The sequence below is a fragment of the Pseudomonas sp. BGI-2 genome, assembly GCF_004310295.1.
Lineage (GTDB): Bacteria > Pseudomonadota > Gammaproteobacteria > Pseudomonadales > Pseudomonadaceae > Aquipseudomonas.
Window position 1 is genome coordinate 1 of record NZ_SISB01000072.1, and the last position, 14,466, is coordinate 14,466.

The following is a 14,466-nucleotide window of genomic DNA, read 5'->3' on the forward strand; positions in this document are numbered from 1 at the left end:
GCATTACAACCGGCATCGGTACTATGATCCGGAGATTGGTCGGTATCTGACGCCGGACCCGGTGAAGTTGGCGGGTGGGCTGAATCAGTACCAGTACACGCCGAATCCGACGGGGTGGGTTGATCCGCTGGGGTTGAGCGGGAATTGTCCGCCACCTAATAAGCCAGGGTGTCAGGCGCCGGATGATACAACTGGCGTTAAGGTTGATGAGGGTGAGCCGGCGCTGCCGATGCTGACGGGGGATCAGCGAAGAGCGCGTATCGATGAGCTGGCGGAAGCGAATGCATATCGACGTTTAGATGAGATGGAAAGGGCCACTCCAGGTGCTCATTTTCTAGAAAAACACGGTAAACAGACTAGTTTGGAGTCTCAACGTGATCGAACTATGACGGGCAGGAACCCAGCAACAGGAGAAATTGAAAGGTACACAACAGGAAGGAGGGCCGGTCAACCAAAAATACCTACTGCAGCGACACGTTTTTTTAGCTATAGGGATCAATTGAACGTCATTCAACGTGCTCAGCTAATATTCAGGCAAAGTAGTCATGCTGCCTCGAAATTACCGATGAATATGGGTAAGGAAATTGGTGAGGGTTATAAACGTGGTGGTTTAGTGTATGGAAGGCAAAAAAAAGCAATCGCCATATTAGATACGACTGGTGCTCCAATAACGACTTTTGCGGATTTTTGAATATGAAGCGTCCTCCTGAACTTTCTATCTTGCGTGGTCTGCTTTTTCTGTTTGACATTGATAATGTTGATGACAGTGAAAAGGAGCAGGTCATTGTTTCTAAAGATATCAATAATGTTGTCGAGCTCACTGAGCTTTTCGACATACTTATGCGTCCGGAATTTACTTCTTATAGCGATAGCGATCGCGAGTGGTATATCGATACGCTAATTTACTACTTGGGTGTTGGCGAAAGCTTTGATTCTATTTTCGATAAAATAACTACCTATTTTGATGATGACGTCGAGGATCGACGTAAGTTTATGCAGGTGCTGTTGGAGTGTTTGTTGAAGTATCAGGCTGAATTAGTAAAATAAAGTTGCCGTCAGTTTTTGTATAATGATGATCAAGCAAGTTGGTCTTCTTTGCATCTGGATGGCACTTGATGGAGCAAAGGGGTCGGATTTATTTTTGGATTTATTTTGTCCGCTTTTTGAGATTTGCCAGAGTATAAATGGGTTCTTGAGTAACAAATAAATCCGTCCACTTTATGCGCGTGGACATAGTAGTCAGTGGTTATGCGGTGAAAAACTAACCTGAAATTGTACTAATAAAATAAGTGTATCCATCCTTTTATGAGTGATATTTAACGGGCTGCTACTTTGAAGATGGTGAAATCTACTCGCTTTGATGATGTCGACCACGATGTTGGATATGAGTACCGTGGTTATAACTATGGCATACAGAACGAAAAGGATGTGTTTCTGATCAGAACTTACGATGATGAACCCGGACAGGCAACAGTAGTACATCCGACTACGATGTCTAAAAACGATAACCTTAGAAAGCTTGTTGAGTTCTTACAATCCGAGCTAGGAGTGTCCAAGATCTGTCTCTACAAGGGCGATTTGGGGCGCTACGCCGAGATCGATCTTGATAGCTTGGTATTCTGCTCCGTCTGAAGTCGGCGGCAAGAGAGTGGCAGGCGTTTTTGCACACTCTGGGCCAAATTCTGTCGTTGCTGAGCGGCAGCTATAGGTTGTGGATTCAACAGGTGGCGAAATCACGCCAAGCTTCAGTGGAGCCTTTCGCCACGTTTGCTTTTCTGAGCGAAATTTCTGGGCAAGGTCGTCGGAAGTTTCCTTCAAGCCGCGGCGGCTTTCATGAACTGGTGGGCAACGTGTTCCATCGATAGTCTCTGGTCGTCACTGAAAATTCAGTGATGGGGTGTAGGAACCCTTCAAGACTAGAGAGGACGCTTCGTCATCGACACCTGAATTGCGGCCATCAACGTGCGTCCGTAAGATCAGTTGCGGCGGCTGTGCGCGGGCACGCTTCGGTGTGGTCGAGTTCTCTGGTCTCGATATTCCTACCCCGTGCATAGCTGCCACCCAAGCCTGTAGGAAGGCCGATGGTAGCGCCCATTACTACCAGAGGTTTCAATTATGAAAAGTCTTCACCCCGATCCACCCTACGAAAAACCAGTCCCCCACCCCGACAACCGCTTCATGGCGCTGACCAGCAACTGCAGCGACATGCCAACCTTGTTCGTCGACACCCACGCGCCGCTCGATGTTTTGACCGACGCTGCCCGCTATCGAATCCGAGCCGTAACCCAAGTGCTGGAGAACCTCTCCATGCGCGGTTCGATTGAGTGCGATTCCATGATTCTCAGCGACTTCGCGTTGCTCTGTGCTATTCCGTTGCGCGATGGCTGTGATGTGCTGGATGTGGTTGGGCGGCGATTGGGGGCGCGGTCAGCGGCGGATTGATTCCAGAGATTTTGGTTGTCTGGTCTGGCCTCTTCGCGGGCAAGCCTCGCTCCTACAGGGGGTGTGTCGTTCACAATAATTGCGAACGACACACCCCCTGTAGGAGCGAGGCTTGCCCGCGAAGGCGTCCGTTCAATCAGCGATGCCCCAACAGCAACTCATCCTCTCGCCCCGGCATCACCAAACTATCAATCACATGCACGCTATACCCCGGCACATTCTTCGCGTGATGTTTGGACTGCGATGCCATCTCCGCCAACTGGCTCGCATCGAGTTGTCCACAGGCCTGTGGATGCAAATGCACCACGCCGATCGACAGTGACAGCAACGGGAACTCCTGGCGCACACCCTGGCGATTCGGCGCGATAAAGCAGCCGGCTTCCAGGTGTTCGCTGCGGTAGAAGCGTCGGCACTGGCTCTGGAAGTCGTCCAGCAGCTGGTTCAAACGTTTGCGCCAGTCTTCCGGGCCGAGCACCAGCAGAAAGTCATCACCGCCGATATGGCCGACGAAGTCGCGGGACGGGTCGACGCGATCGTTCAGACATTGCGCCAGGCACAGCAGGACTTCATCCCCACGGCCGTAGCCGTAGATGTCGTTGAAGGGTTTGAAACTGTCGATGTCGACGTAGCAGATCACCGATTCCCGCTCCTGTTGCAGCAGCCGCGTCAGGCATTGCTGGATGGGCACGTTGCCCGGTAACAGGGTCAGCGGGTTGGCGTAGCGGGCCTGCTGGATTTTCAGTTCGGTAATCAGCTTGAGCACATCGATCACCCGGCCCAACCCCAGATAACCGCCGTTGAGGGTGATGATGAAATCTTCCTCGATGCGCTGCCGCGCCCGACTGGTGATCAAGCGACTGACCTGTTGCAGTGACTGGCTCATTTCCACGGCAAGAAAATCGTCGTTCATCAAACGGCTGATGGGCTTGCGGGCAAACAGGTCGGTCGCGAAGGGCTTGAGCAGTGCGTCCGAGAGCGAATGCCGATGGACGATGCCGCAAGGATGGCCTCGCTCGTCGAGCACCGCCAGTGAGTTCAGGTTGGCTTGACGGCGGAAGGCTTCCAGCACCGTGGCTGTCGGTGTGTCTCGGTGCACCGCCGGTTGATCGTTGAGCAAGGCGCTGAGGTCGCTGCCTTCGTCATTCAGCGCCACGGCGGTGCTGTCGTGTTTGGGCATCAAGGATCGTGCCTCGAGAGGTGGATGCTCCTGAGGCCGGCACAGCAAATAGCCTTGCACCAGATCGACGCCCATCTCCGTCAGCACCGCGAGCTCTTCCGGCAGCTCGATGCCTTCGGCGATCACTTGCGCCCGCGACGCCTTGGCGATTTGCAGGATCGAGCCGACGAACTCACGCTTGAGCGCGTCCTGATGAATGCCGTCGATGAAATGCCGGTCGATCTTCACATAGTCCGGACGCAGCTCGGACCACAACCGCAAACTCGAATAACCCGCGCCCAGATCATCCAGCGCAATGGAAAACCCCATCGCCCGGTAGTGATGCAGGGCGTTTTGCAGTAACTGGAAATCGTCGGTCGGTGTCTGTTCGGTGAGCTCGATCACCACCTGGCTCGGCGGTATGCCGAAGTCCTGCAGCAATTGCAGGGTCCGCCCCGGTTGATGGGCGGCTTCCAGCAGGGATTCCGGAGAGACGTTAAGGAACAGTTTGCCGGGTAGCTGCTGTTCGTTGAAACGCCGGCAAGCACTTTCACGACAGGCGATTTCCAACTCGCTCAAGCGACCGGCCTGACGGGCGACCGCGAACAGCGCGATGGGGGAGTGCAGCGGACTGTTCGAGGGGCCGCGGGTCAGCGCTTCGTAGCCGACAATACGTCGCTCGGAGAGGGAAATGATCGGCTGGAACAGGCTGTGCAAGCCGCTTTGAGCCAGTATGGAACTCAAGGCACTCAGCTGTTCTGTCGTGGTCATGGCAATCTCTGGCGATAAAAAAAGGACTGGGAGCACACTCTTGGTCAAGAGGGCTCCCAGTCCTGTATTTCACGACAGAATGATGACTGTATGATGACGCTCCGGAGAGCGTCAGCATTAAATTGCCATCATCTTGCTTGTAACCACTTAGTGCTTGGCTACCGCGGTGTTGAGTTTCAAGTAGTCCAGCAGAATCCGCCCGGTCTCGCTCAAATAGGCATCGTCTTCTGGCTTGGTCTTGTCCGGCTCGGCCGCGATCGCGTCTTCGTCTTCTTTCTTCAGCTCTTTGAGCGGCTCTTCGCCCTTGGCCTTGCGACGGAGGTTTTCCATGAGCAGTTGCTTGGATTCAATATCGGCGTGTTGCGCACGACGATCAGCTTCATTGAGGCTGACGGTTTTTTCCGCCATCAGTTTCTGGGCCAGGGCCAGCTTGTCGCGGATGAACACGAACTCTGCGTCTTTGGTCGAGCGCAAATCATGCTCGGACTTGAGCTGCGCGATGTACGGTTTGAACGGGTCGACCGCCGGCTTGATGGCCGCGCGGATGGTGTCCCACGGCATGGCTTCCGGCAGGGCGCTTTCGCCGATTTCCTTGGTGTCGATGATCGACGGGTAATCGATGTCCGGCAGTACGCCCTGATGCTGGGTGCTCTGGCCGGAAACCCGGTAGAACTTGGCCAGGGTCAGTTTCAGTTCGCCATGGTTCAGCGGCTGAATGGTCTGCACGGTGCCTTTGCCGAAGGTCTGGCCGCCGATGATCAGCGCGCGGTGGTAGTCCTGCATGGCGCCGGCAAAAATCTCCGAAGCCGAGGCGGACAAGCGGTTGACCAGCAACGCCATCGGGCCTTTATAGAACGCGCCCGGGTTTTCATCTTCCAGCACATCGACCCGGCCATCGGCGTTACGCACCAGCACGGTCGGACCTTTGTCGATGAACAGGCTGGTCAGCTCGGTGGCTTCCTGCAAGGAGCCGCCGCCGTTGTTGCGCAAGTCGATGACCACGCCGTCGACTTTCTCTTTCTGCAACTCGGTCAGCAGTTTCTTGACGTCGCGAGTGGTGCTCTTGTAGTCCGGATCGCCAGCACGGAAAGCCTTGAAGTCGAGGTAGAAGGCCGGGATCTCGATGACGCCCAGTTTGTAGTCCTTGCCATCCTGTTTCAAGTTGAGGACCGACTTCTTCACAGCCTGGTCTTCGAGTTTCACTGCTTCCCGGGTGATCGGCACGATCTTGGAGGTCTGGTCGTTCGGCGCATTGCTGGCCGGAATCACTTCCAGGCGCACCACGGTGCCTTTCGGCCCACGGATCAGCTTGACCACTTCGTCCAGACGCCAGCCGACCACGTCGACCATCTCTTTGTTGCCTTGGGCAACGCCGATGATCTTGTCGGCCGGTGCAACCAGTTTGGTCTTGTCGGCCGGGCCGGCAGGTACCAGACGCACGACTTTCACCTGGTCGTTATCGCTCTGCAACACGGCGCCGATGCCCTCGAGGGACAGGCTCATGTTGATGTCGAAGTTCTCCGCGTTATCCGGCGACAGATAGTTGGTGTGCGGGTCGTAGGACATGGCGAAGGTGTTGATGTACGCCTGGAAGATGTCTTCCGCACGGGTCTGGTCCAGGCGCGCCAATTGGTTCTTGTAACGCTTGGTCAGGGTTTCCTGAATCTGCTTGGAATCCTTGCCCGCGATCTTCTGCCGCAAGACCTCGTCCTTGACGCGTTTGCGCCACAGGTCGTCGAGTTCGGCGGTGGACTTGAGCCAAGGGGCGTCCTTGCGATCGATCAGCAAGGTTTCCTTGGTGGTGAAGTCGATTTTGTCGACGCCCTTGTTCAGCTCGGCAAGGGCAAAGTCCAGACGCGCTTTGACGCGGTCCAGGTAGCGCTTGTAGATGGTGAACCCGGCGTTCAGGTCGCCGCTTTTGAGGAAGTCGTCGAACTGGGTTTTCCACTTGTCGAATTCGGCAATGTCGCTGGCCATGAAGTAGCTGCGCGACGGATCCAGCAGCTTGAGGTAGCTGTCATAGATGATCACCGAGCGCGCGTCATCGAGCGGCGGCTTGCTGTAGTGATGGCGCTTGAGCAATTCGACGACGTTCAAGCTGGCGATCACTTCGTCACGATCAGGCTGAAGCTTGTCCCAGCTATTGGCTGCGAATGTATTGCTCGACATCGGCAACAGGCCGATACCAATGAATAGGGCTAGGGCGGTGCTGGGTAAAAAATGCTTCATGCTGATTCGACGCGGGGACAATTGATCACGCATATTAGGCCGTCTTTGAAGTCGCCGGTTCCACAGGGGCCGGTCGCATAATGCAAGAAAGCCCGGCGCTACAGCTACGGGCTCAGTCCAGACTCACTATGGAGGCACTGTGAAGGCATTGCAAGGCGTGGAAGGTCAAGTGGAGTGGGTTGAAGAGCCCAGTCCTACATGCGATGTAGGACAAGTTCGGATTCGAGTGGCGGCAGCGGGCCTCAATCGCGCCGATTTGTTACAGAAAGCAGGGCTTTATCCGCCACCGCCGGGAGCCAGTCAGGTACTGGGTCTTGAGTGTTCGGGGGTGATCAGCGAGGTCGGCCCAGGCTCGTCCTGGCAGGTTGGCGATCGGGTCTGCGCCTTGCTGGCCGGGGGCGGGATGGCCGAGGAGGTAGTTGTCGACGGACGGCACGTGCTCCCGGTCCCCGAAGGTTTGTCCCTGGCCGAGGCCGCGGCGTTGCCGGAAGTGTATGCGACCGTTTGGCTGAATTTGTTTCAACTGGCTGCGCTCAAACCGGGTGAGAAAGTTCTTCTGCACGCCGGAGCAAGTGGAATCGGTTCAGCTGCCATTCAGCTGTGCAAGGCCTTTGGCAACCCGTGCTGGGTCAGCGTCGGTTCTGCCGAGCGTCTGGCTTATTGCGAAGCACTGGGTGCGCAGGGTGGTGTTGTGCGCACGGGTGACCTGGACAGCTTGCGTGATCTGGGACCGTTCGATGTGATTCTCGACCCGGTTGGTGGTAATTACGCCGCGCTGAACCTGAAGATGCTGGCTCTGGATGGTCGGTGGGTGCTGATCGGTTTGATGGGCGGCCGTGAAGCGAAGCTGGACCTGGCGCAAGTCCTGGCCAAACGCGTGCAACTGCTGGGTTCGACCCTGCGCAGTCGCGATGAGCAGTTCAAGGCGGGTTTGTTCAGTGATTTGAGCCAGCATGTGTGGCCGTTGTTTGCGGAGGGGCGGTTGAGCCCTCAGTTGGCGAAGACATTCCCGATCAAGGACGCCGAAGCGGCGTTTGCCGAGCTGGCGAGTAATAAGGTGGCGGGGAAGTTGGTCTTGGTGATCGACCCAAGCCTGACCTGAAAACACCGATCCTTGTAGGAGCGAGCGGTGCGGCGATCCGACTTGCCCGCGAAGAACGATGACGCGGTTAAACTGATACATCGGCGTCATCGTTCTTCGCGGGCAAGCCTCGCTCCTACAGGGATTTGGGTTATTTCCAGAGATGGATCGGCCAGCCGGCCTTTTCGGCATGCTCAAGCAGTACCGGATCCGGGTTCACCGCATGTGGGAAATCCACCTTCAATAGCAGCGGCAAATCGTTCCGTGAGTCGGAATAGAAACTCGCACCTTCAAGGTTTTCCTCTTCCGCATCCAGCCATTCCAGCAACCGAACGATCTTGCCTTCGCGGTAGGTCAGGGTGCCGACGGTGTGGCCGCTATAAACCCCGTGCGCCACTTCCAGCTCGATGCCAAGTATCTCGTCGATGCCCAGGCGCTCGGCAATCGGCCTGACCAGGTGCGTGCCCGACGCCGAGATCACCAGAATCCGGTCGCCGGCCTTGCGATGGGCCGCGACGGCTTTGGTCGCGTCACTGAAAATGATCGGCTCGATATAGTCTTCCACCCAAGGCCCTACCAAATGGTCGACCTCTTGCGGTGTGCGCCCGATCATCGGCTCCAGGCTGAAGGTCATGTAGTCCTCCATCCTTAGTTTGCCGTGGCTGTAGGCGTCCATAAGTTCGTTGTTTTGACGCATGAACGACTCGGGATCGACCCAGCCCAGGCGGCCCATTTGCTCGCTCCAGAGGGTGGCGCAGTCGCCGTGGATCAGGGTTTCGTCCAGATCAAAAATTGCCAGGGCCATCAGTGCAGTTCTCTCTTCGACATCAACAAAGGCATCAGGCTACCTCACACAGGGCGGTCGGATCGATGGAAAGTGCCAGGCGCTGACCATCGGGATGCAGATCGGCCGCCGAGCGGTTCAGCACATCCACCACCAATTCCACGCCCCGGGCTTCGACCCGATATCGAATCACGTTGCCCAGCAAGCTGTGGCTGCGGACTTGCGCGTCGAGCTCGCCATTGAGGCTCAGTTCGATGGCTTCCGGGCGAATCGCAATGCGGTGGTTGACCGGCCGCTGCAGCAGTTTCGAGGCGCTGTCGGCGTCCAACAGGTTGTAGTTGCCGATAAAGCCCGCGGCGAAAACATCCACGGGCGCGGTGTAAAGGGTTTCGGCGTCGCCGCTCTGTACGATTTTTCCCTGATTCATCAGGAAAATCCGGTCAGACATGGTCAGCGCTTCCTCCTGATCGTGTGTGACGAAGATCGTGGTCAAGCCGAGTTCGCGTTGGATCTGACGGATTTGTTCGCGCAGGTGCTTGCGAATTCGCGCATCGAGGGCCGACAGCGGCTCATCCAGCAATAGCAGCCGTGGCCGCGTGACCAATGAGCGGGCGAGGGCCACGCGCTGGCACTGGCCACCCGACAGTTGATGCGGGTAACGCGCGGCGAAGTCCTTCAGCTCCACCAGTTTCAACACTTCGGCGACACGCTTATGGCTGTCGTCGGCGTTGACCTTCTGCATGCGCAAACCGAAGGCGATGTTCTGTTCCACGGTCATGTTCGGGAACAGCGCGTAGCTCTGGAAGACCATGCCGATCCCGCGTTTCTGCGGGCTCAACGGCACGATGTCGACGCCATCGAGCAGAATCTTGCCGCCATCCACCGAGGTCAGGCCGGCGATGCAACGCAACAGCGTGGACTTGCCGCAACCTGACGGGCCGAGGAGGGTGACGAACTCGCCTTTCTGGATTTCGCAGTTGATGTCGCTGAATACCGTGGTGCCTGCGTAGTTTTTCTGCAGGTGTTGGACGCTGACATAGCTCATTCGCTTTTGTCCTTGTTCAAGATATTGGCCGCCCAGGTCAGAACCAGCACAAAGAAGAAGTAGGAAATCACCAGCGCACTGGTGAAGTGGCCGCTGCTGTTACGCATGTTGTTGAGGTAGACCTGCAGGGTTTCGTAGCGGGTGCCGACCAGGATGTTGGCGAACACGAATTCACCGAACAGGAACGAGAACGACAGCAGCAACGCCACCATCAAACCCTTGCGCAGGTTCGGCAGCACCACCAGGAATGCGGCCTGCCAGGTGCTGGCGCCCAGCAACTGAGCGGAGTCCATCAGGTCGCGCAGGTTGATCGCTTGCAGGTTGTTGGTGATCGCCCGGTACATGAACGGCAGCGCGATGGTGAAGTAGCAGCCGATCAGAATCCACGGCGTCCCGACCATCGCAAACGGCCCGGAACCATAGAGCTGCAACAGCCCCACCGAGGACACCACCGGCGGCACCGCGAAGGGCAGCAGGATCAGGATGTTCATCAGCGCATCAAGTTTGGGGAAGTGGTAATGCACCACGAACAGCAGCGGCAGAATCAGCACCACCGACAGAATCAACGCGCCGACGCACACCAGCAACGACTGCCCGAAGGCATGCAGAAAGCGCGGATCGCTCCACAGCTGGATGTACCACTTGAAGGTAAAGCCGCTGGGCAGAATGGTCGCCGACCAACTGCTGGAGATCGAGTAGATCAATGTCCCGGCCAGCGGCAATAACAGAATGGCAAACAGCAAGTACACCACCACCCGGTGATAGACACCGACGGGGCCCAGTTCAGCGCGAGACATGGTAGCTCCTCTTCAACAGCAGCTGATGCACGATGGTCACTAGGGTCATCAACGCCACCAGCACCACGGCCAGGGCGCTGGCGAGGTTCGGATCAAGGGATATGTCGCCGGAAACCATCGCCGCGATGCGAATCGGCAGCACGTTGAAGTTGCCGGTGGTCAACGCGTAGACCGTGGCGTAGGCGCCGAGGGCGTTGGCCAGCAAGATCACGAAGGTGCCGAGCAGCGCAGGTGTCAGCACCGGCAAACCGATGTGGCGCCAGAACTGCCAGCCGTTGGCGCCGAGCAATTGGGCAGACTCACGCCAGTCTTCGCGCAAGGCGTCGAAAGCCGGGTAGAGCAGCAGCACGCCCAATGGAATCTGGAAGTAGGTGTACAGAATGATCAGCCCGGTTTTCGAGTACAGGTTGAAGTCCTGAATGATCCCGGCCTGCTTGAGCATGATGGTGAAGCTGCCGTTGAACCCCAGCAGAATGATGAACGCGAAGGCCAGGGGCACACCGGCGAAGTTGCTGGTCATGTTGGCGAAGGCATTCACGAAGTTACGCAGTTTCGAGTCGACCCGGCGCAGGGAATAGGCGCCGAGTACCGCGATGATGATGCCGAATACGCTGGACCAGAAGCTGATCTCAAGGCTGTACTGGATCGCCTGCAAATAGAACTTCGAATTGAAGATCTTGGTGAAGTTGGCCACGCCCCAGCCGAACTCTTCCGATTGCAGGCTGTTGATCATCACCCACACCAGTGGGGCGATCTCGAACACGATAAAGAACAGGGCGAAAGGCACCAGGCACAACGCTGCCAGCCATTTACCACGGGTCATGGCGTTCACTTGAGCAGCTCCAGGCAGACAGGTTTGTCGTGGGTCACGCCCAGCAGTTCGCAAACGGTGCCGCAGATTTCAGTCTGTTTTGGCGCCGCGCCGGGGTTGAGGCTGAAAGCATCACCGAGGACAAACAGCGGCACTTCGCGTTCTTCCGGCAGCAGGCCGTTGTGGGAGCGGTCGTTGTTCATGCCGTGGTCGGCGGTCACCAGCACCTGATAACCGGCGTCGAGCCAGGTTTGCAGATAGTCGGCCAGGATAATGTCTGCCGAGCGGGCGCTGTTGCGGTATTGCGGGGTGTCGAGGCCGTGCTTGTGCCCGGCGTCGTCGATGTTCATGGGGTGGATCAACAAGAAGTTTGGCGCGTGGCGCAGGCGCAGGTTTTCGGCGTCGGCTAACAGGTGCGAGTCCGGGTAGTGATCGTTCCAGTAGAAATGACCGTGCTGGATTGGCAGGTTGGGGCTGTCGGTGTGACGATCCCGTGCGGCCACGAACGGCGAGCGGTTATACAACTCGCTGACCCAGTGATAAGCCGCGGCGGCAGTCGTCAGACCGGCATCCGTGGCGTAGTGATAAATGCTGCGCTGGTTGGACAGGCGCGAGACGTTGTTGTGGACGATGCCGCTCTCGATGGGCGGAACGCCGGTGAGGATGCATTCGTAAAGCGGTCGGGACAGGGCCGGCAGTTCGCACTCCAGTTTGTAGAGCGCCGCGCGTCCTGCGCCAACGTAAGCCTGCAGGTGCCCCATGGCGTGGCGCGCGACCTCAAAGTTGAGGCCGTCGAGCACGACAAGGATGACGTTGTGCTTCATAGGGGCGATGACTCCGTAAAACAGATAGCCGGAATTCACTCGGTCCACTGTAGGAGCGAGCCTGCTCGCGAAGGCGGTATGTCAGTCAACAAATGTGTTGAATGTAAGTCCGCTTTCGCGAGCAGGCTCGCTCCTACAGGGATCTCCATCAGCCCGCCAAATGGCGGGCTACAGGGTTATTTCATTTCGACGAGGACTTCTTCGTTCCACTTCTGTGGCAAGGCCTTGGAAGTCTTTTCCCACGCATCCGCGTCTTTGATCGGCGTGACCTTTTTGTACTGCTCGTTCGGCAGCAGCTTGGCCTGGACGTCAGCCGGCAGCGTGATGTGCTCGGCGCGGATCGGACGGGCGTTGCCTTTCGCCAGGTTGATCTGACCGGCGTCGCTGAAGATGTATTCGCGGGTCAGCTTGGCGGCGTTCGGGTTCTTCGCGTATTTATTGATGATGGTGGTGTAGCCGGAGATCACCGAGCCATCGGAGGGGATCAGCACCACGTAGTCATCCGGGTTTGCCATCTTGGCCTTGTAGCTCAGGCCGTTGAAGTCCCAGACCACGCCGACTTCGATTTCACCCTTTTCCATCGTGGCGATGGTCGGGTTGGCCATGGACAGGCGGCCCTGCTTGGCGATATCGGCGAACAGCAACAGCGCTGGCTGCAGGTTTTTCTCGTCGCCACCGTTGGCCAGTGCCGCGGCCAGTACACCGTTGGCGGCCTGGGCGGCGGTGCTCACGTCACCGATCGAGACTTTGTATTTACCGGTTTTCAGATCAGCCCATTTGGTCGGGGCTTCGGAACCGTGCAGCAGCTTTTTGTTGACGATGAACGCGATGGTGCCGGTGTACGCCAGCGCCCAGTTGCCGTCCTTGTCTTTCGCCCAGTCCGGGATTTGCTCCCAGGTGCTTGGCTTGTAGGGTTGCACCACGCCTTGCTTGACCGCGATCGGGCCGAAGGCTGCGCCGACGTCGCCGATGTCGGCGCTGGCGTTGTCTTTCTCGGCGGCGAACTTGGCGATTTCCTGCGCCGAACTCATGTCGGTGTCGATGTGTTTCAGGCCGTACGTCTTGGCCAGGTCTTCCCAGGTGCCTTTCCAGTTGGCCCAGTCATCGGGCATGCCGACGCTATTGACCGCGCCTTCCGCTTTCGCAGCGGCTTCCAGGGTTTTCAAATCATCAGCGGCCATGGCGGCGGTGCACATGGCAATGGTCGAGCCTAACAGTGATGCCAGGAAAAGCTTTTTCATCCGAAGCTCCTTTGGGCGTTTTCAACGCTGCGATTGCGGTTGTGTTGGTCTAGGTCAGCAATACCTGAGCCAATTTAGGCGCCGCTGATGACATTTTGATGTCGACGATCGGTCGGCCTACATTTCTTACACGGTAACGCTCAGGCTTGCGAGTAAGCGTAGACCATGGCTAAAGGGCTGATACGAAAGGACTTGGCCGTGAATTTGCAGGCGTCTGGCGCAACCGTTCGGCGGCTTTGTCATCTGCCAGTCACACGCAGTGCCTAGGCTTGCAGGAAGTTGAAGGAGCCAGTTTGAATCACGGTTCTGCCCCGAAACAGTGCTGGTCTAGTCCAGATAGGTAACGTTGATGCGCATCGAGACCACCAAAGCGGTGACAGCCATCGGGCAGGTTCTGCAAGAACAGCTCGACCATGGCCTGTTGGCGCCCGGGAGCAAACTGCCGGCCGAGCGCAAGCTCAGTGAGTTGTTCGGTACCACGCGGATCACCGTGCGTGAAGCATTGTTGCAACTGGAGGCTCAAGGGCAGATTTATCGCGAGGAGCGCCGTGGCTGGTTCGTCTCGCCACCGCGCCTGGCTTACAACCTGATGCAGCGCAGTCACTTTCACGCGATGGTCAGTGCTCAGGGGCGGGTGCCGTCTACCGAGGTGATTTCGGCGCGGTTGCAGCCGGCGTCGGCAGCGGTGTGCGCATGGTTGCAGTTGCCGGCGTTGTCCAGCGTGATCCAGATTTGCCGGGCGCGGCGCATTGATGAACGGCTGGTGTTGTACGTGGAGCACTACCTGAATCCGCAGTATTTCCCGGGGATTCTGGAGTTCGATCTGAATCAGTCGATCACCGAGCTCTATGCGCGGCATTACGACTTGCACTACGGTCGGGTGCGTTTCGAGATCGTGCCGACGGCGTTGTCGGTGGACGCAGCAGCGGCGTTACGGGTGTCGGTGGGGAGCCCGGGGTTGCGGATTGCCCGGGTCAATTACGACCAGCATGAGCGGCTGATCGATTGTGATCTTGAGTTTTGGCGGCATGATGCGATTCATGTGGGCGTTGATGTGGTTTGAGTTATTGATCTCCTGTAGGAGCGAGGCTTGCCCGCGAAGGGGGACTTACATTCAGTAAAGATGTTGGCTGATAGTCCGTCTTCGCGGGCAAGCCTTAATGCCAGTCAGTTAAGAAATTGACTTGCCCGCCCAGCAGTAATAGAAACGGGCTTATGTTTTTATGAGCCCGCTTCATGTCCCTACAAAACGCCCTTCAAGAAGTTACCAAACTCAATCCGATCT

General features: G+C 57.2%; 13 protein-coding genes. 5 read left to right on the top strand and 8 right to left on the bottom strand.

Going from position 1 to position 14,466, the window contains the following annotated elements; genetic code table 11:
• From EYC95_RS29275 to EYC95_RS29290, 3 genes are all read left to right on the top strand, one after another.
• Window positions 1-691: RHS repeat-associated core domain-containing protein (locus tag EYC95_RS29275; protein WP_131063427.1), on the top strand; the 691-nt coding region annotated here is incomplete at its 5' end.
• 2 nt (window positions 692-693) lie between these two features.
• Window positions 694-1,047, top strand: a complete 354-nt coding sequence (locus tag EYC95_RS29280) for a hypothetical protein (RefSeq protein WP_131063428.1) — start codon at window positions 694-696, stop codon at window positions 1,045-1,047.
• A 1,068-nt stretch (window positions 1,048-2,115) separates the two neighbouring features.
• Window positions 2,116-2,442 carry a hypothetical protein gene (locus tag EYC95_RS29290; protein ID WP_131063430.1) on the top strand — a complete coding sequence of 109 codons (327 nt, stop codon included), beginning with the start codon at window positions 2,116-2,118 and terminating at the stop codon, window positions 2,440-2,442.
• 136 nt (window positions 2,443-2,578) lie between these two features.
• On the opposite strand, the gene EYC95_RS29295 is transcribed toward EYC95_RS29290, so the two are convergent.
• Together EYC95_RS29295 and EYC95_RS29300 are read right to left on the bottom strand one after the other, a co-directional pair.
• The gene (locus EYC95_RS29295; protein ID WP_131063431.1) at window positions 2,579-4,369 is read right to left on the bottom strand and encodes a bifunctional diguanylate cyclase/phosphodiesterase; all 1,791 of its coding nucleotides are present in this window, start codon (window positions 4,367-4,369) and stop codon (window positions 2,579-2,581) included.
• A gap of 147 nt (window positions 4,370-4,516) precedes the next feature.
• Entirely contained in the window at window positions 4,517-6,598 is a 2,082-nt protein-coding gene (locus EYC95_RS29300; RefSeq protein ID WP_165557530.1) for a carboxy terminal-processing peptidase, read from the bottom strand.
• Between the two features lie 139 nt (window positions 6,599-6,737).
• Here EYC95_RS29300 and EYC95_RS29305 point away from each other — a divergent pair, with 139 nt between their 5' ends.
• Window positions 6,738-7,700, top strand: a complete 963-nt coding sequence (locus EYC95_RS29305; RefSeq protein WP_131063433.1) for a zinc-binding dehydrogenase — start codon at window positions 6,738-6,740, stop codon at window positions 7,698-7,700.
• A 130-nt stretch (window positions 7,701-7,830) separates the two neighbouring features.
• Here EYC95_RS29305 and EYC95_RS29310 read toward each other — a convergent pair whose 3' ends face one another.
• The 6 genes from EYC95_RS29310 to EYC95_RS29335 all read right to left on the bottom strand — a co-directional run bounded on the left by EYC95_RS29310 (window position 7,831) and on the right by EYC95_RS29335 (window position 13,181).
• Window positions 7,831-8,484, bottom strand: a complete 654-nt coding sequence (locus tag EYC95_RS29310) for an HAD family phosphatase (protein ID WP_131063434.1) — start codon at window positions 8,482-8,484, stop codon at window positions 7,831-7,833.
• 34 nt (window positions 8,485-8,518) lie between these two features.
• On the bottom strand, window positions 8,519-9,508 hold the full coding sequence (locus tag EYC95_RS29315; protein ID WP_131063435.1) for an ABC transporter ATP-binding protein: 990 nt from the start codon (window positions 9,506-9,508) through the stop codon (window positions 8,519-8,521).
• The gene (locus EYC95_RS29320; protein WP_131063436.1) at window positions 9,505-10,305 is read right to left on the bottom strand and encodes an ABC transporter permease; all 801 of its coding nucleotides are present in this window, start codon (window positions 10,303-10,305) and stop codon (window positions 9,505-9,507) included. The genes EYC95_RS29315 and EYC95_RS29320 overlap by 4 nt, the downstream gene beginning before the upstream one ends.
• On the bottom strand, window positions 10,292-11,128 hold the full coding sequence (locus EYC95_RS29325) for an ABC transporter permease subunit (RefSeq protein WP_165557531.1): 837 nt from the start codon (window positions 11,126-11,128) through the stop codon (window positions 10,292-10,294). The genes EYC95_RS29320 and EYC95_RS29325 overlap by 14 nt, the downstream gene beginning before the upstream one ends.
• Before the next feature lie 5 nt (window positions 11,129-11,133).
• Window positions 11,134-11,940, bottom strand: coding sequence for an alkaline phosphatase family protein (locus EYC95_RS29330; protein ID WP_131063438.1), 807 nt, complete (start codon window positions 11,938-11,940; stop codon window positions 11,134-11,136).
• A gap of 176 nt (window positions 11,941-12,116) precedes the next feature.
• The gene (locus tag EYC95_RS29335) at window positions 12,117-13,181 is read right to left on the bottom strand and encodes an ABC transporter substrate-binding protein (protein ID WP_131063439.1); all 1,065 of its coding nucleotides are present in this window, start codon (window positions 13,179-13,181) and stop codon (window positions 12,117-12,119) included.
• A 349-nt stretch (window positions 13,182-13,530) separates the two neighbouring features.
• Between EYC95_RS29335 and EYC95_RS29340 the strand changes: the two genes are divergently transcribed.
• Window positions 13,531-14,244 (top strand): UTRA domain-containing protein, encoded by a 714-nt coding sequence (locus EYC95_RS29340; RefSeq protein WP_008030372.1) that lies wholly within the window; start codon window positions 13,531-13,533, stop codon window positions 14,242-14,244.
• Window positions 14,245-14,466 lie beyond the last annotated feature (222 nt).

What these genes read in the sequence shown, in the direction of transcription:
- EYC95_RS29280 (WP_131063428.1), top strand. Translation starts at nt 694, where the DNA reads ATGAAGCGTCCTCCTGAACTTTCTATCTTGCGTGGTCTGCTTTTTCTG.
- EYC95_RS29290 (WP_131063430.1), top strand. Translation starts at nt 2,116, where the DNA reads ATGAAAAGTCTTCACCCCGATCCACCCTACGAAAAACCAGTCCCCCAC.
- EYC95_RS29295 (WP_131063431.1), bottom strand. Translation starts at nt 4,369, where the DNA reads ATGACCACGACAGAACAGCTGAGTGCCTTGAGTTCCATACTGGCTCAA.
- EYC95_RS29300 (WP_165557530.1), bottom strand. Translation starts at nt 6,598, where the DNA reads ATGAAGCATTTTTTACCCAGCACCGCCCTAGCCCTATTCATTGGTATC.
- EYC95_RS29310 (WP_131063434.1), bottom strand. Translation starts at nt 8,484, where the DNA reads ATGGCCCTGGCAATTTTTGATCTGGACGAAACCCTGATCCACGGCGAC.
- EYC95_RS29315 (WP_131063435.1), bottom strand. Translation starts at nt 9,508, where the DNA reads ATGAGCTATGTCAGCGTCCAACACCTGCAGAAAAACTACGCAGGCACC.
- EYC95_RS29320 (WP_131063436.1), bottom strand. Translation starts at nt 10,305, where the DNA reads ATGTCTCGCGCTGAACTGGGCCCCGTCGGTGTCTATCACCGGGTGGTG.
- EYC95_RS29325 (WP_165557531.1), bottom strand. Translation starts at nt 11,128, where the DNA reads ATGACCCGTGGTAAATGGCTGGCAGCGTTGTGCCTGGTGCCTTTCGCC.
- EYC95_RS29330 (WP_131063438.1), bottom strand. Translation starts at nt 11,940, where the DNA reads ATGAAGCACAACGTCATCCTTGTCGTGCTCGACGGCCTCAACTTTGAG.
- EYC95_RS29335 (WP_131063439.1), bottom strand. Translation starts at nt 13,181, where the DNA reads ATGAAAAAGCTTTTCCTGGCATCACTGTTAGGCTCGACCATTGCCATG.
- EYC95_RS29340 (WP_008030372.1), top strand. Translation starts at nt 13,531, where the DNA reads ATGCGCATCGAGACCACCAAAGCGGTGACAGCCATCGGGCAGGTTCTG.